Origin of the sequence: Rhodococcus sp. Leaf233 (assembly GCF_001426165.1) — a bacterium.
Taxonomy (GTDB): Bacteria; Actinomycetota; Actinomycetes; order Mycobacteriales; family Mycobacteriaceae; genus Rhodococcoides; species Rhodococcoides fascians.
Map to the genome: position 1 here is coordinate 1 of NZ_LMRO01000001.1, position 22,740 is coordinate 22,740.

Below are 22,740 nucleotides of genomic sequence, written 5' to 3' on the forward strand. Positions count from 1 at the left end.
GACCGCATCGACGATCGGACCGGCCGTATGCGCAGCATCGACGATCACCACCTCGTCGTCGTCACCGACCAACCAGATGTTGTTGTCGACCTCCCACTGGCCACCATCGAGCGCGAACGTCCCCGACGTGACCACCTTCTCGACCCGGAACTGCCCGCTCACAGGACCACCACCGAACGCAGCACCGTGCCCTGATGCATCTTCTCGAACGCCGCCTCGATATCACCGAGACCGATCCGTTCGGTCACGAACTTCTCGAGCGGCAACCGRCCCTGCTCGTACAGATCGACCAACATCGGAAAATCCCGCTCGGGCAGGCAATCGCCGTACCACGACGACTTCAACGACCCACCCCGGGAAAAGAAATCGATCAACGGCATCTCCAATGTCATCTCTGGGGTCGGCACCCCGACGAGGACGACGGTCCCGGCGAGATCGCGGGCGTAGAACGCCTGCTTCCAGGTTTCCGGGCGGCCGACGGCATCGATGACCACATCCGCCCCGAACCCACCGGTGAGCTCCTGGATGGCCTCGACGGCATCGACCTGCGAGGCATCGACGGTGTGCGTGGCCCCGAGATCGAGAGCCCAGTCGAGTTTTTTCTTGTCGCGGTCGACGGCGATGATCGTCGATGCCCCCGCCAGGCGGGCTCCGGCGATCGCAGCATCACCGACACCGCCGCACCCGATCACGGCCACCGAATCCCCGCGCGAGACGTGGCCGGTGTTCATCGCCGCACCGAGCCCGGCCATCACCCCGCACCCGAGCAACCCGACCACCGCCGGATCGGAGTCCGGGTCGACCTTGGTGCATTGTCCTTCGTGGACGAGGGTCTTGTCGGCGAACGCCCCGATCCCCAACGCCGGGGAGAGTTCGGTGCCGTCGGCGAGGGTCATCTTCTGCGATGCATTGTGGGTGTCGAAGCAGTACCAGGGGGTGCCTTTCTTGCAGGCTCGGCATTCCCCGCACACCGCCCGCCAGTTCAACACCACGAAATCTCCGACCTCGACATGAGTGACCGCGTCGCCGATGGTTTCGACGGTGCCTGCGGCTTCGTGGCCGAGCAGGAACGGGAACTCGTCGTTGATACCGCCCTCGCGGTAATGCAGATCGGTATGACACACCCCGCACGCGGCGATGGTGACCACGACATCGTTCGGGCCGGGATCGGGAACCGCCCTCGCGGTAATGCAGATCGGTATGACACACCCCGCACGCGGCGATGGTGACCACGACATCGTTCGGGCCGGGATCGGGAATGGTGATCGTCTCGATCGAGACGGGCTCGCCTTTGCTCTTGGCGACGACGGCGCGGACCTGCTGCGGCATGACTGGTACTCCTGGGTGAGGTGAAGGAGCGGCGTTTGAGGCCGCGCCGGTGGTGGAATCGGCTTAATATATCAGTTACCGGGCAGTATCGAATGTTAAAAGCGAGTATCGAATTCGGACAACTTTTGGCATTTACACATGCATAGATGCTGTTCAGGGGCGTTGTCCGTTTCGAAAAACCGTGATGAACGCGTCTAAATGACCAGCCCATCTATTGACATAGCCCCTGGGTCGGCTCAGTCTTGTCCGAGTCCAAACAAATCGTAGTTGCGCAGAGAGCAACGAGTCGCGCACCTATCCGACCACCCACGCTGCGTGCACGGGCGACACACCTATTCGGCGAGAGCCGGAGGGAGAACGATGTGACAACGAACAGCAAACCCCGGGGCGACAAAACTCGCGTCGATGCACCCGAGAAACATGCCCCTCATCATTACGGCCCCCTCGAGGTCTACCACCACGGAGAGGAGGGCAAGCCGCGCACCGACAAGGTGGTGTTCGGTATCACCGCCGCCATCGTGATCGCGATTCTGGCATGGGGCATCCTCGGCACCGAGAACATGAAGTCCGTCAACGCGTCGGTACTCGACTGGGTCGTGACCAACGTCGGCTGGCTGTTCATCTTCTCGGCCACCGGGTTCGTGATCTTCGCGCTGTGGCTCGCGCTCAGTCGCTACGGAAAGATTCCGCTCGGCAAAGACGGTGAGAAGCCCGAATTCAACACCGTCAGCTGGATCGCAATGATGTTCAGCGCCGGCATGGGAATCGGATTGATCTTCTGGGGAGTGGCCGAGCCCCTCACTCATTTCGTCACCCCGCCGCCCGGAATCACCGATTCCACTGTGGGAACGGCACTTTCGACAGCCATCTTCCACTGGGGACTGCATCCCTGGTCGATGTACGCGGTGGTCGGATTGTCCATCGCCTACGGCACCTACCGGATGGGCCGCAAGCAGCTCATCAGCTCCTCGTTCATTCCGTTGATCGGTCGCCGCGCCGAAGGCCCCATCGGCAAGGTCATCGACATTCTGGCGATCTTCGCCACGATGTTCGGCACCGCGGCATCCCTCGGCCTCGGCGCACTCCAGATCGGTTCCGGTATCGAGGTTCTCGGCTGGGTCAACCAAGCGGGGACGCTTCTGCTCGTGGCTGTCGTCGCCATCCTGACACTTGCGTTCGTGGCCTCGGCAGTGTCCGGGGTTTCCAAGGGAATTCAGTGGCTGTCGAACATCAACATGGTGCTGGCTCTCGTGCTTGCGATCTTCGTGTTCGTCGCGGGCCCCACGGTCCTGATCCTGAATCTGCTGCCCACCACTCTCGGCGACTACGCCGCGCACATCGCCGGCATGTCGGCGCGCTCGGCGGCATCCGGTGGCCCCGAGACCGAGTCCTGGCTTTCGTCCTGGACGATCTTCTACTGGGCCTGGTGGATCTCGTGGACCCCCTTCGTCGGTATGTTCCTCGCTCGCATCAGTCGCGGCCGCACCATCCGCCAGTTCGTCATCGGCGTCATTCTCATCCCTACGTCGGTGAGCTTGGTCTGGTTCTCGATCTTCGGTGGAGCGGCAATCGGCGAGCAGCAGAAGGGAACAGAGGATCTGGTGGCCCTGGGCAAGCCGGAGTCGCAGCTGTTCGCGGTTCTCGACCACTTCCCGTTGGCCGGCATCTCGTCGGTGTTGGTGATGGTCTTGGTGGGCATCTTCTTCGTCAGTGGTGCCGACGCTGCCTCGATCGTGATGGGCACGCTGTCGCAACGGGGCACCCTGGATCCGTCCCGTGGGGTCGTCGCCTTCTGGGGTGTCGTCACCGGCGGCATCGCGATCCTGATGCTGTGGACGGGAGGTTCGGACGCCCTCAACGGGTTGCAGACGATGACCATCATCGTGGCGGCACCGTTCGTGCTGGTGATGATCGGTACGTGTGTCTCGCTGTACAAGGACGTCACGAACGATCCGTTCATCGTCAAGAACCCCAAGGCCCCGCCGAAAGTCAAGGCCGGCAAGTGAAGTGAGCGATGGTGCGGGACGTGAAACTATGCGTCCCGCACCATCGGTATTTCGGGGGTTGACCACATCCATCCCTGCCCATACTCTTGATATATCAATCTCTGGTTAGTTGTCGTGCAGGCCGTGGACCGCTTCGGCCGAGCTCCATCTCTCCACCCCGATACGGAAGGACCACCATGGGTTCACCGAGAGTTGTCATCATCGGCGCCGGCATAGTCGGTACCAACGTGGCCGACGAGCTCACCGCACGCGGTTGGGATCGCATCACCGTGCTGGATCAGGGGCCGCTCCCTCTCACGGGTGGATCCACCTCGCACGCACCGGGTCTGGTGTTCCAGACCAATGCATCCAAGACCATGACCGAACTCGCCCGATACACGGTCGAGAAGTTCATGGGCCTCGAGGTGGACGGGCAGTGGTGCTTCAATCAGCTCGGCGGCCTCGAAGTGGCCACCACCGAGGAGCGACTGGCCGACCTGCATCGCAAGCAGGGCTGGGCCACGTCCTGGGGCATCGAAGGATCGGTCATCGACCCGTCCGAATGCGCCAAACTGCATCCGCTGATCGACCGTTCGCGAGTTCTCGGCGGTCTGTACGTCGAGACCGACGGTCTTGCCAAAGCGTCCCGTGCCGTCGTGGCACTCACCCGTCGCGCAGAATCGCGCGGAGCGGTGTTCCGTGGTTCCACCAAGGTCATCGGAATCGAACAGACGGGTGGCCGCGTCACAGGTGTGGCAACCGACAACGGCGTCATCGAGGCCGACATCGTGGTGTCCTGCGCCGGCTTCTGGGGCCCCGATGTGGGCGAACTGGTCGGCATGAAGGTGCCGCTGCTGCCCTTGGCGCACCAGTACGCCAAGACCGATCAGATCCCGGAACTGGTGGGACGCAACACCGAAGCGGCCGAGGCCGGCATGCCCATTCTTCGTCATCAGGATCAGGACCTGTACTTCCGCGAGCACGTCGACCGTCTCGGCATCGGAACCTACGCGCACCGCCCGATGCCAGTCGACACCAAGACCCTGCCCGGCGGGGACGGTGTGTCCGACGAGGCGATGCCGTCCATGCTCGACTTCACGCAGGAGGATTTCGCGCCGTCGTGGGAGCAGTCCAAGCTGCTGTTGCCCTGCCTGGAGACCGCCAAGATCGACCACGGCTTCAACGGAGTCTTCTCGTTCACCCCCGACGGCGGACCGCTGCTCGGTGAATCCCCGGATGTCAAGGGCTTCTGGATCGCCGAGGCCGTGTGGGTGACGCACTCGGCCGGAGTCGGCCGGGCCATCGCACAGTTGCTGGTCGACGGACGCTCCGAGGTGGAGCTCCACGGATGCGACGTCAACCGCTTCGAGGATTTCCAGCTCGATCCCTCGTACGTCAGCGAAACCTCGCAGCAGAACTTCGTCGAGATTTACGACGTGCTGCATCCCTCGCAGCCGCGGTTGTCCCCGCGTGACGTTCGGGTCAGTCCCTTCAACGCGCGGCAGCATCAGCTCGGTGCCGTGTTCCTCGAAGGCGGCGGGTGGGAACGCCCGCACTGGTACGAGGCCAATGCCGATCTGGTGCACCAGCTTCCCGCCGAGTGGCAGCCGCCCGAGCGCGACGAGTGGGCGTCGATGTTCCATTCGCCCATTGCCGCGGCCGAGGCGTGGAAGACCCGTACGTCCGTCGCCATGTACGACATGACCCCGCTCAAGCGGCTACGCGTACGCGGACCCGGTGCGCTGGCACTGTTGGAGGGATTGACGTCCGGCAAGATGGACAAGTCCGTCGGGGCCGTCACGTACACGCTGGCTCTCGACGAGAAGGGCGGCGTCCGAAGCGATCTCACCGTGGCGCGGTTGTCTGCCGACGAGTTCCAGGTCGGAGCCAACGGCAACCTCGACTTCGATTACCTCCGCCGTGAAGCACCGAGTGACGGCAGCGTCACCGTCGACGACATCACCGGATCCACGTGCTGCATCGGCCTGTGGGGTCCGCATGCCCGCGAGGTCGTCGAGAAGCTCACCCAGGACGACTTCTCGAACGAGAACTTCAAGTACTTCCGCTGCAAGCAGGTTCGTATCGGGGGAGTGCCCGTCACGGCGATGCGATTGTCGTACGTGGGCGAGCTCGGGTGGGAGCTGTACACCACCGCCGATTACGGCCAGCGACTGTGGGACATGTTGTGGCAGGCCGGTTCCGAGTTCGGGATCATCGCCGGCGGGCGCGCTGCATTCAACAGCCTGCGCATGGAGAAGGGCTACCGGTCGTGGGGTTCGGACATGACCACCGAGCACAATCCCTACGAGGCAGGTCTCGGCTTCGCAGTGCGCCCCCAGAAGGGCGAATTCCGCGGCCGCGACGCCGTACTCGAGATGTCCGACGACACCGTCTCCAAGAAGTTGGTCTGCCTGAAGATCGACGACGGCACGTCGGTGGTACTCGGCCACGAGCCGGTCCTGGTGGACGGCGAACCCGCCGGCTACGTCACCAGCGCCTCGTTCGGGCACACCGTCGGTGCGCCGATCGCCTACGCCTGGGTTCCTACCGGTAGCGCAGAACCCGGTGCAGCAGTACAGATTCGATACTTCGATCGGCTCGTGTCCGCCACCGTCGTGGCCGAGCCTCTCGTCGACCCCGAGATGGCCAAGATCCGCAGCTGACGACCCACCAGTACCAGGAGATTCGATGACCGAGAACTTCACCCTCACGCTCAGCTGCGGCCAGCGGCCGGGCATCGTCCGGGCCGTCAGTGCGTTCCTCTTCGACAACGACTGCGACATCGCCGAACACCAACAGTTCGACGACTCCACGGACGGCTCGTTCTTCCTTCGCACCTCGTTCGTGGCCAGCGGTGCCACCGACATCGAGAAGCTGACGGACAGCTTCCGCGAGGTGGCCGACCGATTCGCGATGACGTACACCTTCAACGGCTGCAGCCAGCCGCGCGTGCTCGTCATGGTGTCCAAGATGGGGCACTGCCTCAACGACCTCATCTTCCGTTGGCGCTCAAAGAATCTCGGCGGCGAACTGGTGGCCGTGGTGAGCAATCACGAGGTGCTGCGGCCGATGGCCGAGGCCGCCGGGCTGCCGTTCGTCCACGTTCCCGTCACCCCGGGTACCAAGGCCGAGGCCGAGCAACGCCTGCTCGACCTCGTCGCCGAGTACGAGGTCGACCTGGTGGTACTGGCCCGCTACATGCAGGTGCTTTCCGACGAGACGTGTCGAGCGCTGCACGGCAAGGCGATCAACATCCATCACTCGTTCCTGCCCGGCTTCAAGGGCGCGAAGCCCTACCACCAGGCCTTCGACCGGGGCGTCAAGCAGGTCGGAGCGACAGCGCATTACGTCACCCCCGACCTGGACGAGGGCCCGATCATCGAGCAGCAGGTCATTCGTATCGACCACACTCACGACCCGTCTCGTCTGGCCACCGTCGGACAGGACGCAGAGGCACTCGCACTCTCGCGAGCGGTCCGCTGGCACTGCGAGAATCGCGTCCTGCTGCACGGACACCGGACGGTCATCTTCAGCTGAGCCGACACGCACGACGGGCCCGTACCGAATCGGTACGGGCCCCTCGTCGTTGTGTGGCGGTGGAGAAAAGTTCTCGGCCTCTAGCACTCCACGCTCTAACACTCCACGAAATTGACCGGCACGTTGATCGCGAGGCCGCCGCTGGAGGTCTCCTTGTACTTCGAGTGCATGTCGGCCCCGGTGGACCGCATCGTCTCGATCACCTGGTCCAGGCTGACGCGGTGGGTACCGTTGCCGCGCAATGCCATTCGTGCGGCATTGATGGCCTTACCCGCCGAGATCGCGTTGCGTTCGATGCACGGAATCTGCACCAGCCCGCCGATGGGGTCGCACGTGAGACCGAGGCTGTGTTCCATCGCGATCTCGGCGGCGTTCTCCACCTGTTCGGGTGTGCCGCCCAGTACCTCGGCCAGACCGGCTGCGGCCATCGACGCCGCCGAACCCACCTCGCCCTGGCAGCCCACTTCGGCACCGGAGATCGACGCCATCTCCTTGTAGAGCGATCCGATCGCGCCGGCGGTGAGCAGAAAGCGCACCGTGCTGCCGTCGGGATCTGCGATCCCAGCGGCGGTGTAGCGAGTGGCGTAGTGCAGCACGGCCGGGATGATGCCGGCCGCGCCGTTGGTGGGTGCTGTGACGATTCGTCCGCCGGAGGCGTTCTCCTCGTTGACGGCGAGGGCGACGAGATTGACCCAGTCCTCGGCGAATTCGCTCGAACGGTTCGGATCCTCGGCATCGAGCCGCAGGAACCAGTCCCGTGCTCGACGCCGCACTCCCAGCGCGCCGGGAAGGTAGCCGTCGCGGGAGATGCCGCGAACCTCGCACTCGACCATGACGTCACGGATGTGCAGCAGCGCGTCCCGAATCTCCTCGTGCGTGCGGCGTTCGAGTTCGACTTCGGTCATGACGTCACTGATGCTGCAGCGCCGACGTTCACAGAGCTGAAGTAGTTCCTTGGCCGACGCGAATCCGTTCGCGGAGGCGAGGGGTGCGACGGCCTCGACGCTTTCGGCCTCGGTCACCACGAAGCCGCCACCGACGGAGAAGTACATCTCGCTGTGCAGTTCGGTCGAATCCGCTGCGCGGGCAGTCAGTTTCATCCCGTTCGGGTGGAACGGCAATACCGTCAACGGACGCAGCACGATGTCGTCGACCGTCAGGTCGATCTCGCGGTGACCACCGAAGACGATGCGGCCGGTGGCCGCCATCGATGCCTGCCGTTCTTCCATGACCTCGGTCGTGATGGTCTCGGGCGCATGGCCTTCCAGCCCCAGCAGTACGGCGGTCATGGTGCCGTGGCCGGCTCCGGTCGCGGCCAGCGAGCCGTACAGATCGACCGCCAGCTCTCGAACGTCGTCGAACGCAGACATCGTCCGCAGGTCGTCGACGAATCGAGCGGCCGCGCGCATCGGTCCGACGGTGTGCGAACTCGAGGGGCCGACTCCGACGGAGAAGAGGTCGAAAACACTGATGGTCATGAGGTCGTCCGAACTGCGCCGGTCGGCTCGCGCATGGTCAGGTCGTCGAACGACGAGGCCGCAGGAGTCAGGACCGCGAACAGCCAGCCGGTATCGAGTGGATCGGCAGCGACGAGCGACGGGTCCTCGCGCACAGCGGGGTTGACGATCGTGACCATGCCGCTCGCCGGGGCGTACACCGTGACCGAGCCGGCGGAGGTGTGGATGGTGCCGCACGCATCACCGGCGGTGAGCACGGTACGTACCGACGGAAGATCGACGCCGACGATGTCGGCGGCGTCGGCCAACGCTGCCGGCGTCACCCCCACACGGCTCGGAGTCTGGGCGGGTGAGCCGAACGGGTCGACGGCCATCCAACCGTGCTCGGCGCTGAAGAGCCGACGGGCGGAGGAGAGGGATGCGGTCATGAGGTGGCCTCGGCATTCGTCGTGGATTGACCTGGGTGTGAGGGCAGTACGTCGAGCGACCGCACTGCCCGCATCACGGCCAGTGCGTCGATGGTGGCGGCGACGTCGTGAACCCGCAGGAGTGACGCCCCGTTCTGGGCCGCGATAATCGCGGCGGCGAGTGATCCGGCGAGTCGGCCGTCGACCTCTCGGCCGGTGATGGCACCGATCATTCCCTTCCGCGACAGACCCGCCATGATCGGTCGCCCGGCCGCGGTGAGCGCCCGAAGGCCCTGCAGCAGTTGCAGATTGTGTTCGAGAGTTTTCCCGAACCCGAATCCGGGATCGACCAGGATGCGGTACGCCGGGATTCCGGCCCGGATGCATTCGGCGGCCCGGTCGTCGAGGAACTGGCGGACCTCTGCCGTGACATCGCCGTACCGAGGGGAATGCTGCATCGTCGCCGGCTCGCCCTGCATGTGCGTCAGGCATACGGCAACGTCCAGTTCGGCAGCTGCGGCGAGTGCGCCCGGAAGACGAAGAGCACGAACGTCATTGATGACACTCGCCCGGGCGAGTACCGCCTCTCGCATCACCTCGGGCCGTGAGGTGTCGACCGACAGCGGTGTCGAGGTAAGCCTGGACAGGGCGTCGATCACCGGTACGACTCGTTCGATCTCCTCGTCGACGGTGGGTGGGGTTGCCCCCGGCCTGGTCGACTCACCGCCGATGTCGAGCAGTTCGGCACCCTCGTCGACCATCGACAGAGCATGCGCCACAGCACGATCCGAGTCCAGGAAGTGGCCGCCATCGGAGAACGAATCCGGGGTGACGTTGACGATCCCGCAGACGACCGGATGCGAGGTCGTCAGCCGGGTCAGCAGCCGGTCGCGGGCATCGGCTGCCCGGGTTGCCGTGGAGACGGTCGTGAGCACTGCGGTCACCTTTTCTCTCGCGTCGGGTTCGGTGGTCCGACTCAGCCGGCGTCGGTGTATTCCTCGGCCGCGTCGGTCAGCCAGGCTGCGAGATAGCGTGCGAACGACGAGCGCACCAGGATGCGATAGTCCGTTCCGGTGTCGTCACAGGCAATGAGAATCATGCCTGCCATCGCCAGCATCGTCTGTACCGTCGACCCGGCCGGGAAGACGCGGGGGTGCAGATCGATCGAGCACCCTTTCGCCAGCACGTCGCGGGCCCGGGAACCGCTCAGGCGCAGACTGGTTCGCTGTGCGGACACATCGGTTGCCGCACCGCGATGCTCACGAACGGCCGAGCCGAGACGGTGTTCGAGTTCGACCGGATCGAGGCCCGCCCCGATCACCAGCCACTCCTCCGGGCCGAGCCAGATCGCGGTGGTGTTCGTGCCCTCGGCAACGCGTCCGGGGCCGGGCAGCTCGGTGCCGAGCTCGGCCGAGGCAGCGGCACCGCCCGGCCCGCTCGGGTCGACCCACAGGTCGATCCCGGCCAGGAACGGCTCCTCCACGATGCGGACAGCAGACGAGTCCGGCAGAACTGCTTCTGCGAGTGGGCTTCTGGCGGCGAGTCGGTCAGCCATCACGGCGGTTACCTTCCGGGTCGACGAGTACGGAGCCGGTGACTTCCACGGCGACGAGGGTGTCGCCCACCGGGACGTGCAGGATGTCGCCGAGTCGGTCACGCCCGGCCTCGAGCAGGGCCAGCCCGAACGGCCTGCCCAATTCTGCGCTGGCGTAACTCGACGTGACGTGGCCGAGCATCGGAACCGGAAGCTCGGGGAGGACGCCGCTCTCGGAGTGCTCGATGATCTGCGAGCCCTCGGGGAGGACGGTCTCCCGATCGACGGGCAGGAGCCCGACGAACTGCTTGCGCAACGGGTTCCGGTTCTCGGCACGGTCGAACGAGCGCTTTCCGATGAAGTCGAGCTTCTTCTTCGATACCGCCCAGCTCATACCGAGGTCCTGTGGGGTGACGGTCCCGTCGGTGTCCTGGCCGACGATGGGGTAGCCCTTCTCGGCCCGCAGCACGTGCATGGTCTCGGTGCCGTACGGGGTGATGCCGTACTTCTCGCCCGCATGGATCAGCCGCGACCACAGTGCGTGGGCGTGCCAAGAATCGATGTTCACCTCGAAGGCCAGTTCACCGGAGAAGCTGATGCGCGCCACGCGTACCGGCACACCGTCGACCGAGGCGTCACGCCAGGCCATGAACGGGAACGCCTCGTTGGAGACGTCGAGCTCGGGGAAGATCTCGCCGACGAGGTCGCGGGAGCGCGGTCCGACGACGGGGAACGTGGCCCACTGCTCGGTCACCGACGTCAGCCGAACCGCCAGGTGCGGCCATTCGGTCTGCAGCCACTCCTCCATCCAGTCGAGCATTCCTGCTGCGCCGCCCGTGGTGGTGAATACCTGGAATCGGTCGTCCGCCAACCGCATCACGGTGCCGTCGTCGATCACCATGCCGTCGGCACCGCACATCACGCCGTAGCGAACCATGCCGACCTTCAAGTTGCTCATCATGTTCGTGTAGAACATGTCCAGCACCACACCGGCATCGGGGCCCTGTACGTCGATCTTGCCCAGTGTCGAACCGTCGAGCATGCCGACGCTCGCACGCACGGCCGCGCACTCGCGGAGCACGGCGTCGTGCATCTCCTCGCCGGGCAGTGGATAGTAGCGGGGCCGCTTCCACTGTCCGACGTCCTCGAAGACCGCGCCGCGGGCGACGTGCCAATCATGCACTGCAGTAACCCGTTCCGGGTCGAAAGCCATGCCGCGGTTGCGGCCGGCCAACGCCGCGAACGCCACCGGGGTGTACGGCGGTCGGAAGGTGGTGGTGCCCAGGTTCTCCACCGGCTTGTCGAGCAGTTCCGCCACGATGCCCGAGGACACCACACCGGAGGTCTTGCCCTGATCGTGCGCGGTGCCGATCGTGGTGAAGCGCTTGATGTGCTCCATCGACGACATGCCTGCACCGACGGCGCGGACCAGATCGGCCACCGTCGCGTCACGCTGCACGTCGACGAACTGGCTGTCGGCTCCGAAGTCGTCGCGCACCCGCCACAGCACCAGCGACTCGCTGCTGGGCACGGATTCGACTGCTGGTGGCGACGTTTCGGTGACGTCGAAGCCGAGACGGGTCAGCACACCTGCCGCGGCCGAGTTGCCGTCGCGGAGGCATCCTGCCAGATCGAACACTCCCGAGGCCGATCCGGCTACGCTGATGCCCTCGACGTCGTCCGCCGGGACGAACGCACCGAGTTCGCCGTCGTAGCGCAGCTTTCCGCGGGCCTGGCTGAACAGGTGGACGGCGGGGTTCCAACCGCCGCTGACGAGCAGTACGTCGCACGCCACGGTGTCGGTGGCACCGTCGGCACCGGTGACCAATGCATGAGTGACGCGGGTGTCGCCGCGTGTGCCGGATACGACGCTGCCGGTGCGCACCTCGATACCGCGCTCGCGGCACAGGCCGAGCCAGTGTTCCGGTGCCTCGGAGCGGGCATCGACGATGCGCGCGATGCGGACCCCGGCGTCGTGCAGATCGACGGCTGCCTTGTACGCGCTGTCGTTGGTGGTGAACACCACGGCCTCGGTTCCTACCGTCACGCCGTAGCGATGCAGGAACGTACGTGCACTGTGCGCCAACATGATTCCGGGTCGGTCGTTGTCGGTGAAGACGACGGGCCGCTCGTGGGCACCGGTGGCCACCAGGATGTGACGCGAGCGAATACGCCAGACTCGCTGACGGCTCAGCGCTGCAGGAGCTTCCAAGCCCAGGTGATCGGTGCGGCGCTCGAGGGCGAGCACGAAGCCGTCGTCGTAGGAACCGAACGCGGTGGTGCGGCGCAGCAAGGTCACGTCGGGGAAGGTCGACAACTCGGCCACCGCGTCGGCAACCCAGTCCAGGGCCGGCCGTCCGTCGATGACATCGTCGGAGCCGAGCAGGTACCCGCCGAACTCGCTCTGATCGTCGACGACGACCACGCGAGCGCCACTGCGGGCGGCGACCAGAGCGGTCGTCAGACCGGCCGGGCCGGCACCGACGACCAACAGGTCGGCGTGGGCGTGCATGGCGTCGTACTTGGCGGAGTCGGAGATCTCGGCGAGTCGGCCTTGCCCGGGGATGCCGCGAGCGACCAGGCCGTCGTACAGCTCGATCGTCGTGGCGAGCAGCATCGGCTCGGGGAACGGCTCCTCGATCTGTACGAGCCCGCCGGTGTCCTCGGCCCATGCAGCGGTGAATCCACGGGGCCTGCCGAGCTTGATGCTGGTGGTGACCTGATGAATGCCGTTGGCGAGCAACGCAGATGCCAGCGTGTCGCCCGGGTGGCCCTGCAGGGCCGAGCCGCCGAACGTGAAGTCGAAGGTGCTCGTGCGGTCGATGCGGCCGCCGGATGCGGTGCGGAATGCGGTCATGGGTTCACCGGCTTCGGGTCGTCGAGGCGATAGACACTGTGGATTCGATAGGTGGCGGTGTCCCGCACGGCGTTGAACCAACGCCGGCAGCCCGCGCTGTGGCTCCACCGTTCCGCGAAGAGCCCCTTGGGGTTGTCGCGGAAGAACACGAAGTGCGCCCACTGTTCGTCGGTCAGAGCCGAGGGATCCTCGGGGTAGGCGATGTGCGCCTGGCCGCCGTAGTGGAACTCGGTCTCTTCTCGACTCCCGCACCACGGGCATTCGATCAATTGCATTGCCACTCCAAGATTTCTCGTTCGGGTGCTGCGTGTGTCGGGGCGGAGAAACTAGTGCGCCACGCCTGCGGCACCGTGCTCGTCCACCAGCGCGCCGGTGACGAATCGGTCCAGACTGAACGGTGCGATGTACTCGTGCACCTCGTCGTTGGCGATGGTGTCGGCCAGGCACCAACCGGCACCGGGGGTGGCCTTGAATCCGCCTGTACCCCAACCGCAATTGAGGAACACGTTGTCGAACGGCGTGCGTCCGACGATGGGGGAGGCATCGGGGCAGACGTCCACGATGCCGGCCCAGGTGCGCAGCAGGTGCGCGCGAGCGAAGACGGGGAACAACTCCACCGCAGCCGCCATCTGCCGTTCGATGATGTGGAACGCACCGCGCTGGCCGTAGCCGTTGTAGGAGTCGACGCCTGCACCCATCACCAGTTCGCCCTTGTGGGCCTGAGAGACGTACACGTGCACGGCATTCGACATGACGACCGTGGGATGCACGGGCTCGAGCAACTCCGAGACGAGGGCCTGCAGCGGATGGCTCTGCAGCGGAGTCTTGATGCCGAGCATGTCCGTCAGCGTCGAGGTGTGCCCGGCTGCACAGAGCGCGACCTGGCCGGTGGCGATGTCGCCACGCGTGGTCTTCACCCCGGTGACGCGGTTGCCGTCGGTGGTGAAGCCGGTGACCTCACAGTTCTGGATGATGTCGATACCGGCCGCGTCGGCGCGTCGGGCAAATCCCCAGGCGACGTAGTCGTGCTTGGCGATGCCGGCGCGTGGCTGGTACGTCGCACCGAGCACCGGGTAGCGAATGTCGCTGGAGATGTTGACGATCGGGCACAGCTTCTTGACCTCGTCGGGGTTGACCCACTGAGCGTCGATGCCGTTGAGTCGGTTGGCCTCGACGCGTCGCACGCTGTCGCGCACGTCCTGCAGGCTGTGCGCGAGGTTGAGGACGCCGCGCTGGCTGAACAGGATGGGGTAGTCGAGGTCGTCGGCGAGCCCTTCCCACAGTTTCAGCGAGTGCTCGTAGATGCGCGCGCTCTCGTCCCACAGGTAGTTGGACCGGATGAGGGTGGTGTTGCGCGCCATGTTTCCGCCGGCGAGCCACCCCTTCTCCAGCACAGCCACATTGGTGATGCCGTGGTTCTTGGCGAGGTAGTGCGCGGTGGCCAGGCCGTGTCCGCCGCCGCCGATGATCACGACGTCGTACGACTTCTTCGGCTCGGGGTTGCGCCACAGGAAGTCCGGGTGGTCGGGCAGATGTGCGCCCGGAGGGGTTGCGGGGGCGGTCATCGGTAGCCTTCCGTCAGGTCGGAGTAGAGGGGGAACTGCGCGGCGACGGCTTCGACCCGGATTCGCAGTGCATCGAGTCCGCGGTCGTCGGTGTCGGGACGCAACGCGTGGGCGATGACGTCGGAGACCTCGGCGAAGGCCGTGGCGTCCAGGCCGCGGGTCGCGAGGGCCGGGGTGCCGATGCGGACTCCGGAGCTCACCATGGGTGGCCGTGGATCGAACGGAACTGCGTTGCGGTTCACGGTGATTCCGACGTGATGGAGTCTGTCCTCGGCCTGCTTGCCGTCCAGTTCGGACTTGCGCAGGTCCACGAGAACGAGGTGGACGTCGGTGCCGCCCGAGACCACGTCGATGCCTGCGGCTGCTGCGTCGTCGGTCAACAGTCGATCGGCCAAGATCTTCGCGCCTTCGAGGGTGCGCTGCTGCCGTTCCCGAAAGTCCTCTTCGGCAGCGAGTTTGAAGGCGACGGCCTTGCCGGCGATGACGTGTTCGAGGGGCCCGCCCTGCTGACCGGGAAAGACCGAGGAGTTGAACTTCTTCGCCAGCGCGGCGTCGTTGGTGATGATGACGCCGCCGCGCGGTCCGCCGAGCGTCTTGTGCGTCGTCGAGGTGACCACGTGTGCGTGCGGTACCGGTGACGGGTGCAGTCCGGCGGCGACCAGGCCGGCGAAGTGCGCCATGTCCACCATCAGGTAGGCACCGACTTCGTCTGCGATGCGGCGGAATTCGGCGAAGTCGAGGTGGCGCGGGTAGGCGGACCAACCGGCCATGATCAGCTTGGGACGGTGCTCGTGGGCGAGGCGCTCCACCTCTGCCATGTCGACGAGATGGTCGTCTTCGCGGACGTGGTAGGCCGAGACGTCGTACAGCTTGCCGGAGAAGTTCAGCTTCATGCCGTGCGTGAGGTGTCCGCCGTGGGCGAGTGCGAGACCAAGAATCGAATCGCCCGGCTGTAGCAGTGCCGCCATGGCAGCGGCATTGGCCTGCGCACCGGAGTGCGGCTGCACGTTGGCGAACGACGATCCGAACAAGGCGTTGAGCCGGTCGATCGCGAGTTGCTCGATGACGTCGACGTTCTCGCATCCGCCGTAGTAGCGCCGGCCGGGGTAGCCCTCGGCGTACTTGTTCGTCAGTACCGAACCCTGCGCTTGCATGACGGCCAATGGTGCGAAGTTCTCACTCGCGATCATTTCCAAGGTGTTCTGCTGGCGGCCGAGCTCGGCACTGATCGCGCGGTGCACCTCGGGGTCGAGATCGGCGAGTACTCGGTTCGTCACGCCTCTCGGGTGCGGTGCCGTCGCCGTCGGTGCGAAGTCCTGCGTCAAGATGGCCGCCCTTCTGGAAGATCAATGATCTGGAACTGATATATCAAGATGCCAATAGAGTAAGATCACAAAGCAGAGCCGTCAAGGGCGGGGCGTCGACCGGGAGTGAGCAGACAAGATGACGATCGAAATTCAGCCGGTGATGGATGCAACGCAGTTTGTCGGAACCAATGCCGATCGAGCCTACGAAATAGTGCGTGAGCAGCTGATCATGCTGGAAATTCGTCCCGGTGAACCGATCAACGACGACCGCCTGGCCGAGCAATTGGGGCTGGGGCGCACACCGATTCGTGAGGGTCTCAAACGACTCGAACGTGAGCGTCTCGTCGTCGCGTATCCCCGACGCGGAACCTTCGCGACCGCCGTCGACATGACCGACCTGGCCAACATCTCGGAGATCCGCAAGCAGCTCGAGCCGGCGGCCTCGGCTCGTGCGGCGCGGACGGCGACACGGGCGGCCCGAGACCGGCTGGCCGAGCTCGCGGCCTCCATTGCGAGCATCGACGACACCGACGATTCACGCGAGGTGCTGCGCAAAGATGTTGCGGTGCATCGAGAGATCTATCGGGCGTCGGGCAATCCCCACCTCGAAGACATTCTGGTCAGCCTCGACGCGCACGCCACGCGCATCTGGTGCCTGTTTCTCGACCGACTCCCGAACGTGGCCGGCCATGTCCGTGAGCACGTCGTGTTGCTTCAGGCGATCATCGACGGCGACGCCGATACCGCTGCCGAACTGACCCTCGAACACGTCACCGGCTTCGAGAACGCGATCAGGGAACTGTTGTAGTCGCAGCCGCGATGCGCTCGGCGGCACCGCGCAGCGCGGTCGAGATGGCATACATCGCCGGGGTGTATTGACGCCTGGCGAGTGACGCGATGTAGATGACGCGCGTCGGCACCCGATCCGTGTCCGGGAAGTCGATGGTGGTGACGTCGGGTCGATGGTGAATCACCGACAACCCGGGCACCATGGCGATGCCGACACCGGCAGCCACCATGGCCTCGATCTCCTGATAATCGTGTGCCTCGTAGACGACGTCGGGCTCGAAGCCTGCTACGCGACAACTGCGATAGAGAACTTCGGCAGCCGGGTGGTCGTTGCTGCGGATGATCCATCGCGCGTCACTAAGGTCGTGCAGCGACACGTCGTGCTGGACCCGATCGTCGTCGATCGGCAGCAGCAGCACGGTCGGGTCTTCCATCAGCGGCTCGAGTGACAGTGATCGTTCTGCCTCCTCCGTCCAGGCGTAGCTCCACAGCAGCGCCAGGTCGATTTCGCTCGAATGCAGCATGTCGAGCAACTGCGGGCGTACCGCCGATCGCACGCGGACGTCGACGCCGGGCCACCGCGAGTGGTAGTCCTTCAGTGCGTCGGAGAGCAGCGACGCGCTGACCGTGGGAAACGAGCCGAGGCGAACCGAACCGCGTTCGAGCCCTCGGATCGCTTCGAGGTCGCCGCTCGCGGCGCGCATCTCCCGTCGAAACAAGCGGGCGCGGCTGGTAAGGATTTCGCCGGCTTCGGTGAGTTGTACGCCGCGTGGCAGGCGGGTCAACACCGGTTGTTTGATGCCGTGTTCGAGTTTGCTGATGCGTTGGGACGCCGCGGAGGGGGTCATGTTCGCCCGCTCGGCACCGGCCGTCAGCGATCCGGCCTCGGCGATGTCGAGAAGAAGAAACAACGTCACGACGTCGAACGTGTGGTTCATACGGATATCTTTCAGCTCAGCTAAACGACCAGGTAGCAAAACGATATTGTCCTAAAAGGCCGGCGTCAATAATGTGACAGGGACAACGTTCGAGTGCGGATGTAACCGAGCACTTACCAGCCACCTGAAAGACGCCCATGACCTCCATCGAGATCCTCCCGCTCATCGCATTGGTTGCGATGTTCGTGATCGCAACCTTCTTTCCGATCAACATCGGCATCCTCGGCTTCATCGGTGCCTTCGTGGTCGGGTACTTCGCACTGGGATTCGACGACAAGGAAATCCTGAACGAGTTCCCCAGCTCGATCGTGTTGACCATCGTCGGCGTCACCTACTTCTTCGGTATGGCCAAACGCAACGGCACCATCGATCTGTTGGTCAACAGCTGCATCAGAGCGGTGCACGGCCGGGTGACGGTGGTTCCGTGGGTGTTCTTCTTCGTCGCCTCGGTCCTGACTGCACTCGGTACCTTCAGCCCCGCCGCGGTCGCGCTTATCGTGCCTGCAGCCATGGCATTCGCAGCTCGAACCGGCATGAGCCCGCTGGTCATGGGCATCATGGTCATCAACGGTGCCCATGCAGGCGCGTTCTCCCCGATCTCCGTTTCCGGTGTCCTGGTTCGCGACATCGTCGAGAACAACGGCCTCGCCCTGAACCCGTGGACGCTGTTCTTCGCCAGCTACGGCATTAACCTGCTGCTCTCGGTGCTGACGGTTGTCGGCTACGCGGCCCTGGCCCGCATGAAGGGCTTCGAGTACACCGCAACGGGGTCCACCGACCCCGCTCCCGGCAGTGGCCCCGTCGGCGGAACGCCGGTCAAGACGTCCGTCCCCACCGGCGGCGGTACCGGCGGCGGCAGCTCGGCAGGCGGCAGCACCCAGGTGCTCACTCGTCCGACCACTACCACCCTGGTCGACGCCCCGGCCCCGGTCACGTTCGTCCAGAAGCTCACGCTCTTCCTCATCGGCGCACTCCTGATACTCGTTCTCGTACTGCACCTGCCAATCAGCTTCATCGCCATCGGAGCCGGAGCGGTCCTGGCGTTCACGGATCTGAAGAAGCAGAACGAGGCCATCGCAGACATCAGTTGGTCGACGGTTCTGCTGGTCGCCGGCATGGTCACCTACATCTCGATCCTGCAAGAAGTGGGCACCATCGATCACCTGGCCGAAATGGCGATCACCATCGGCGCTCCGATCATCGTGGCCATCGTGCTCTGCTACGTCATCGGCATCACCTCGGCGTTCGCGTCCTCCACCGCCCTTCTGGCCGCCGTCATTCCGCTGGCCATGCCGCTGCTGGGAACCGGTGCACTGCCGGTCGTCGGAGTCGTCGCTGCTCTGGCTATCTCGGCGACCGTCGTCGACGTTTCGCCCTTCTCCACCAACGGTGCGCTCGTGCTGGCCAACGCTCAGAACATCGAGCGCCCGCGCTTCTACCGTCAGCTGCTGCTCAATGCAGGAATCGTCGTCGCCATCGCGCCGGCCCTGTGCTGGTTGATCCTGGTGGTCGTGCCCGAGCTGTTCTGACCGGGACGCGCGCGTTAAGCGCTCCTGCACGGCCTGAACATATTTCGTAATTGTGCTTGACCATCCTCTGTCGCAGGGTGGAAGCATCGGATCCTGATCGGAAGGCACACCAGATGTTCACTCTTCGTGGAACGTGGATGCGTGGAGGCACCAGCAAGTGCTGGCTGTTCAACGCGGTCGACATCGACCCGTACATCGCCGACGCCGGCGGTCTCGACAACATCCTGACCGCGGCCTTCGGATCGGGTGACCCGCGTCAGCTCGACGGGGTCGGGGGCGGCAGCTCCACCACCTCCAAGGCCGCCATCGTTCGACGCTCCAGCGCACCCGGTATCGATGTCGACTACCTGTTCGCTCAGGTCGCCATCGAGAACCGCACCGTGGAGTGGGGTAGCAACTGCGGAAACTGTGCGACGGCAATCGGCCTCTACGCCGTGCAGACCGGTCTCGTCGCCGTGGACGACCACGTCACCGTGGTCCGGATGCGCAACGAGAACACCGGCGCAATTCTGGCGGCGGAGATCGCGACCCCCGGCGGACGCATTCCTGCCGAGGGCGACGCGTCCGTCCCCGGCACCACGGCTCTCGGCGTCCCGGTGGGGTTGACCTTCACCGATCCGGCGTCGGATCGAGTGACGATGCTTCCCACCGGTGCCGAGGTCGATCGAGTCGCATTCGGCGGCAACGAGTTCCGCGGAACGTTCGTTCGAGCGGGTGCGCCCGCCGCATTGTTCGACGCCGCCGATTTCGGATTGACCGGGTCGGAGCCCAACGATGTCGTCGCCGCTCACGTCCCCACTCTGATCGCGCTACGCCGACAGGCCGCTCTGCGGATGGGGCTGAGCAAGCCCGAAGAACCTGTCTCGCATGCCATTCCGAAGGTCGGGATCGTCGGCCCGCCGCGGGAGTACGTGACGACGACGGGTGAGCACGTTGCCTCCGCCGACTACGACATCTCGGTACGCATGCTCTCGATGATGGCCCCGCACCCGGCGATCGGACTGACCTCCGCGGTGGCTGTGGCCGCAGCGGCAACGGTCATCGGTGGGGTCGTCACTGCCAACGCAGGGTCCGGCCGTCCGGGAACCATCCGAATCGGTACCGCCGCGGGAGTGCTCGAGGTCGACTACACGGTGGACGGCAACGGGTTACTTCAATCGGTCACCCTGCACCGCGCAGTGCGACGCATCGCCACCGCAGACCTCTTCGTGGTGCCGATGCCGGCTCTGGTCGGTGCCGTCTCCGCCTGAGGTCGCGGCTTTCAGAACCGGGCGGCGACGTCCTGAAAGATTCTCAGCAGTACGGTGGCGCTCGGCGACAGCTTCTGCTCCGCCAAGTGCGCCAACAGGATTCGACGTGACGGCGCGCCCGTCAACGGGACCAATCGCACATCGTCACGGATGTTGGACAGCGCCATGCGCGGTGCGAACGAGACGCCCAGATCCACTGCCACCATTGCCTGCGCCTCCTGGTAGTCGTTCGCGGCGAACGAGACGGTGGGGGAGAAGCCCGCAGCGTGACATGCGCGCTCGAGCGCTGCACCGACCGGATGAGTGTCTTCCCGGGTGATCCACTGCTCGTGTTCCAGCTCGGTCATGTCCACCGAATCGCGTTCGGCCAGATGGTGATTGACTGCGATGACCAACATCGGTGGGTCGACGATGAGCTGGTGCACCGTCAGATCCGAGTCGGTGATTCTGGCCCACTCGTAATCCCAGAGCAGAGACAGCTCCACCTCGCGGGTGTCGAGCATTCCCCGCAGTCCTGCGAACCGCGAGCTGCGCACGGTCAATGCGACGGCTGGATACCGCGACTTGAACAGCTTCACCACCGGAGGTAGCAAGCTGGCACCGGCCGTCGGGAAAGTGCCGATTCTCAAGGTCCCGGCGCGTAGACCGGACAGATCTTCGAGTTCGTTACGCGCAGCGAGCAATTGAGTCTCGATCCGTTCGGCGTGCCGCACCAGCACTTCGCCGGCCTCGGTCAGGCGCACCCCGCGAGCGTGTCGTTCGAGCAGGGGTTGACCGGCTTCGAGTTCGAGCTTGCTCAGTTGCTGCGATACAGCAGATGTGGTGAAGCTCAATCGAGTTGCGGCCGCAGTGATGGACCCGGTGCGCACCACCTCTACCAAGAGCAGTAGGCGTCGGGTGTCGAACACGATCGAACCACCTTTAAGTGAAAGTTAAGGGATCTCGACTTTTTCGTAATTGTACTCGACGGCTGTGTGATGCAGGCTATGTACAGCAACCGCACGAGAGCTGCGTCACACGACCGCACCGCTCCCTCGAATGTTCAACTCCAAGAACCTTTTCGAGAGTAACGATCGGAAGGTATCCGAAAATGTATTCACTGCGTGGCACGTGGATGAGGGGCGGGACCAGCAAATGCTGGCTCTTCAGCTCCGTCGATGTCGAGCCACTGATCGAACAGGCAGGATCTCTGGACGAGATTCTGGTCTCCGCCTTCGGATCCGGCGACCCCCGCCAGCTCGACGGCGTCGGTGGCGGCAGCTCGACCACCTCGAAGGCGGCCATCGTCAGCAGGTCCTCCGAGGACGGAATCGACGTGGACTACCTCTTCGCGCAGGTCGCCATCGATGACCGAAAGGTGGAGTGGGGCAGCAACTGTGGCAACTGCGCCACCGCGATCGGCCTGTACGCGCTTCAGCAGGGACTGGTGGCGGTCGATCCGGTCACCACCGTCGTGCGGCTGCGTAACTGCAACACCGGTGCCGTGCTGCTCACCGAGATCGATACACCGGGCGGCGTCGTTCCGTCCGAGGGATCCGCCCAGGTTGCCGGAACGTCGGCCCTCGGTGTTCCTGTCGGACTGACGTTCGTCGACCTCGGTGCCGATCGCACTCGGTTGCTCCCCACCGGATCGGTGCAGGACACCGTGGAGCTTTACGGATCGCACTACCGCGGCACCATGGTGGTCGCCGGCGCTCCCGCTGCGCTGTTCGATGCGGCCGACGTGGGCATGACCGGAGCGGAGTCGAATGCCGAACTGATGGAACGTGTTCCGTTGCTGGTCGAACTGCGGCGCGCATCGGCTCTGCTCATGGGCCTGTCGCGCCCGGAGGACCCCATCACTCATGCAGTGCCGAAGGTCGGCATCATCGCTCCGCCGGTGGATTACCACCTCGAAGACGGAACGCTCGTCTCGGCCGGTGAGTACGACGTCTGCGTGCGGATGCTCTCGATGATGGCACCGCACCCGTCCATCGGCCTGACGTCGGCAGTGGCGGTGGCCGCAGCCGCGACCGTGCGCGGCGGGGTGGTCGATCGAGTCGTCGACGGCACCGCTACCTCGACCCTACGGCTGGGGACACCGGCAGGTGTGTTGGCCGTCGACGTCGACATCGCTGCGGACGGCAACCTCACCAGCGTGACCCTGCACCGCGCTGCCCGACGGATCGCGACGGCAGAATTGTTCGTTTCCGCTGCGGCGAGGGCACTTTCGATCGGATAGCTCGACCAGTGAACACGGCTTCGACGACTGAAGAA

General features: G+C 64.9%; 17 protein-coding genes and 2 pseudogenes. 7 read left to right on the forward strand and 12 right to left on the reverse strand.

What is annotated here, in order from left to right; translation table 11 throughout:
* Both ASH04_RS00005 and ASH04_RS00010 read right to left on the reverse strand, forming a co-directional pair.
* Window positions 1-162: pseudogene (locus ASH04_RS00005) on the reverse strand (MBL fold metallo-hydrolase); the annotation flags it as partial.
* A pseudogene (locus ASH04_RS00010) lies at window positions 159-1,175 on the reverse strand (S-(hydroxymethyl)mycothiol dehydrogenase); the annotation flags it as partial. The pseudogenes ASH04_RS00010 and ASH04_RS00005, both read right to left, overlap by 4 nt.
* A gap of 516 nt (window positions 1,176-1,691) precedes the next feature.
* Between ASH04_RS00010 and ASH04_RS00015 the strand changes: the two are divergent.
* The 3 genes from ASH04_RS00015 to purU all read left to right on the forward strand — a co-directional run bounded on the left by ASH04_RS00015 (window position 1,692) and on the right by purU (window position 6,851).
* Window positions 1,692-3,335: a BCCT family transporter gene (locus ASH04_RS00015; protein WP_080730000.1), complete on the forward strand. Its 1,644-nt coding sequence runs from the start codon at window positions 1,692-1,694 to the stop codon at window positions 3,333-3,335.
* Window positions 3,336-3,511: 176 nt separating this feature from the next.
* Window positions 3,512-5,977: a GcvT family protein gene (locus tag ASH04_RS00020; protein ID WP_032385859.1), complete on the forward strand. Its 2,466-nt coding sequence runs from the start codon at window positions 3,512-3,514 to the stop codon at window positions 5,975-5,977.
* A gap of 25 nt (window positions 5,978-6,002) precedes the next feature.
* Complete coding sequence (purU, locus tag ASH04_RS00025; RefSeq protein WP_032385860.1) at window positions 6,003-6,851, forward strand: formyltetrahydrofolate deformylase; 849 nt, start codon at window positions 6,003-6,005, stop codon at window positions 6,849-6,851.
* A gap of 95 nt (window positions 6,852-6,946) precedes the next feature.
* Here the strand turns inward: purU and ASH04_RS00030 are convergent, their stop codons facing one another.
* The 8 genes from ASH04_RS00030 to glyA are packed head-to-tail and all read right to left on the reverse strand — an operon-like array spanning window position 6,947 to window position 15,948.
* Entirely contained in the window at window positions 6,947-8,329 is a 1,383-nt protein-coding gene (locus ASH04_RS00030) for an L-serine ammonia-lyase (protein WP_057472454.1), read from the reverse strand.
* Entirely contained in the window at window positions 8,326-8,736 is a 411-nt protein-coding gene (locus ASH04_RS00035) for a glycine cleavage system protein H (protein ID WP_057472455.1), read from the reverse strand. The genes ASH04_RS00030 and ASH04_RS00035 overlap by 4 nt, the downstream gene beginning before the upstream one ends.
* Window positions 8,733-9,650, reverse strand: coding sequence for a dihydropteroate synthase (gene folP, locus ASH04_RS00040; RefSeq protein ID WP_057472882.1), 918 nt, complete (start codon window positions 9,648-9,650; stop codon window positions 8,733-8,735). The genes ASH04_RS00035 and folP overlap by 4 nt, the downstream gene beginning before the upstream one ends.
* Window positions 9,651-9,691: 41 nt before the next feature.
* Window positions 9,692-10,270 carry a sarcosine oxidase subunit gamma gene (locus ASH04_RS00045; RefSeq protein WP_057472456.1) on the reverse strand — a complete coding sequence of 193 codons (579 nt, stop codon included), beginning with the start codon at window positions 10,268-10,270 and terminating at the stop codon, window positions 9,692-9,694.
* Complete coding sequence (locus ASH04_RS00050; RefSeq protein WP_057472457.1) at window positions 10,263-13,106, reverse strand: 2Fe-2S iron-sulfur cluster-binding protein; 2,844 nt, start codon at window positions 13,104-13,106, stop codon at window positions 10,263-10,265. Before ASH04_RS00050 ends, ASH04_RS00045 begins: the two co-directional genes overlap by 8 nt.
* Entirely contained in the window at window positions 13,103-13,381 is a 279-nt protein-coding gene (locus ASH04_RS00055) for a sarcosine oxidase subunit delta (protein WP_027494732.1), read from the reverse strand. Before ASH04_RS00055 ends, ASH04_RS00050 begins: the two co-directional genes overlap by 4 nt.
* A gap of 51 nt (window positions 13,382-13,432) precedes the next feature.
* Window positions 13,433-14,671, reverse strand: coding sequence for a sarcosine oxidase subunit beta family protein (locus ASH04_RS00060; protein ID WP_057472458.1), 1,239 nt, complete (start codon window positions 14,669-14,671; stop codon window positions 13,433-13,435).
* Window positions 14,668-15,948, reverse strand: coding sequence for a serine hydroxymethyltransferase (gene glyA / locus ASH04_RS00065; RefSeq protein ID WP_027494730.1), 1,281 nt, complete (start codon window positions 15,946-15,948; stop codon window positions 14,668-14,670). Before glyA ends, ASH04_RS00060 begins: the two co-directional genes overlap by 4 nt.
* A 166-nt stretch (window positions 15,949-16,114) precedes the next feature.
* Here glyA and ASH04_RS00070 point away from each other — a divergent pair, with 166 nt between their 5' ends.
* Window positions 16,115-16,786, forward strand: coding sequence for a GntR family transcriptional regulator (locus ASH04_RS00070; RefSeq protein ID WP_027494729.1), 672 nt, complete (start codon window positions 16,115-16,117; stop codon window positions 16,784-16,786).
* On the opposite strand, the gene ASH04_RS00075 is transcribed toward ASH04_RS00070, so the two are convergent.
* A complete protein-coding gene (locus ASH04_RS00075) occupies window positions 16,770-17,705 on the reverse strand; it encodes a LysR family transcriptional regulator (protein WP_057472459.1) in 936 nt (311 codons plus the stop codon). The genes ASH04_RS00070 and ASH04_RS00075 overlap by 17 nt on opposite strands.
* Before the next feature lie 137 nt (window positions 17,706-17,842).
* Between ASH04_RS00075 and ASH04_RS00080 the strand changes: the two genes are divergently transcribed.
* Window positions 17,843-19,234, forward strand: coding sequence for an SLC13 family permease (locus ASH04_RS00080; RefSeq protein ID WP_057472460.1), 1,392 nt, complete (start codon window positions 17,843-17,845; stop codon window positions 19,232-19,234).
* 113 nt (window positions 19,235-19,347) lie between these two features.
* Complete coding sequence (locus tag ASH04_RS00085; RefSeq protein WP_057472883.1) at window positions 19,348-20,484, forward strand: PrpF domain-containing protein; 1,137 nt, start codon at window positions 19,348-19,350, stop codon at window positions 20,482-20,484.
* An 11-nt stretch (window positions 20,485-20,495) separates the two neighbouring features.
* On the opposite strand, the gene ASH04_RS00090 is transcribed toward ASH04_RS00085, so the two are convergent.
* Window positions 20,496-21,392: a LysR family transcriptional regulator gene (locus tag ASH04_RS00090; RefSeq protein WP_048317096.1), complete on the reverse strand. Its 897-nt coding sequence runs from the start codon at window positions 21,390-21,392 to the stop codon at window positions 20,496-20,498.
* A gap of 182 nt (window positions 21,393-21,574) precedes the next feature.
* Between ASH04_RS00090 and ASH04_RS00095 the strand changes: the two genes are divergently transcribed.
* Complete coding sequence (locus ASH04_RS00095) at window positions 21,575-22,705, forward strand: PrpF domain-containing protein (protein ID WP_057472461.1); 1,131 nt, start codon at window positions 21,575-21,577, stop codon at window positions 22,703-22,705.
* Window positions 22,706-22,740 lie beyond the last annotated feature (35 nt).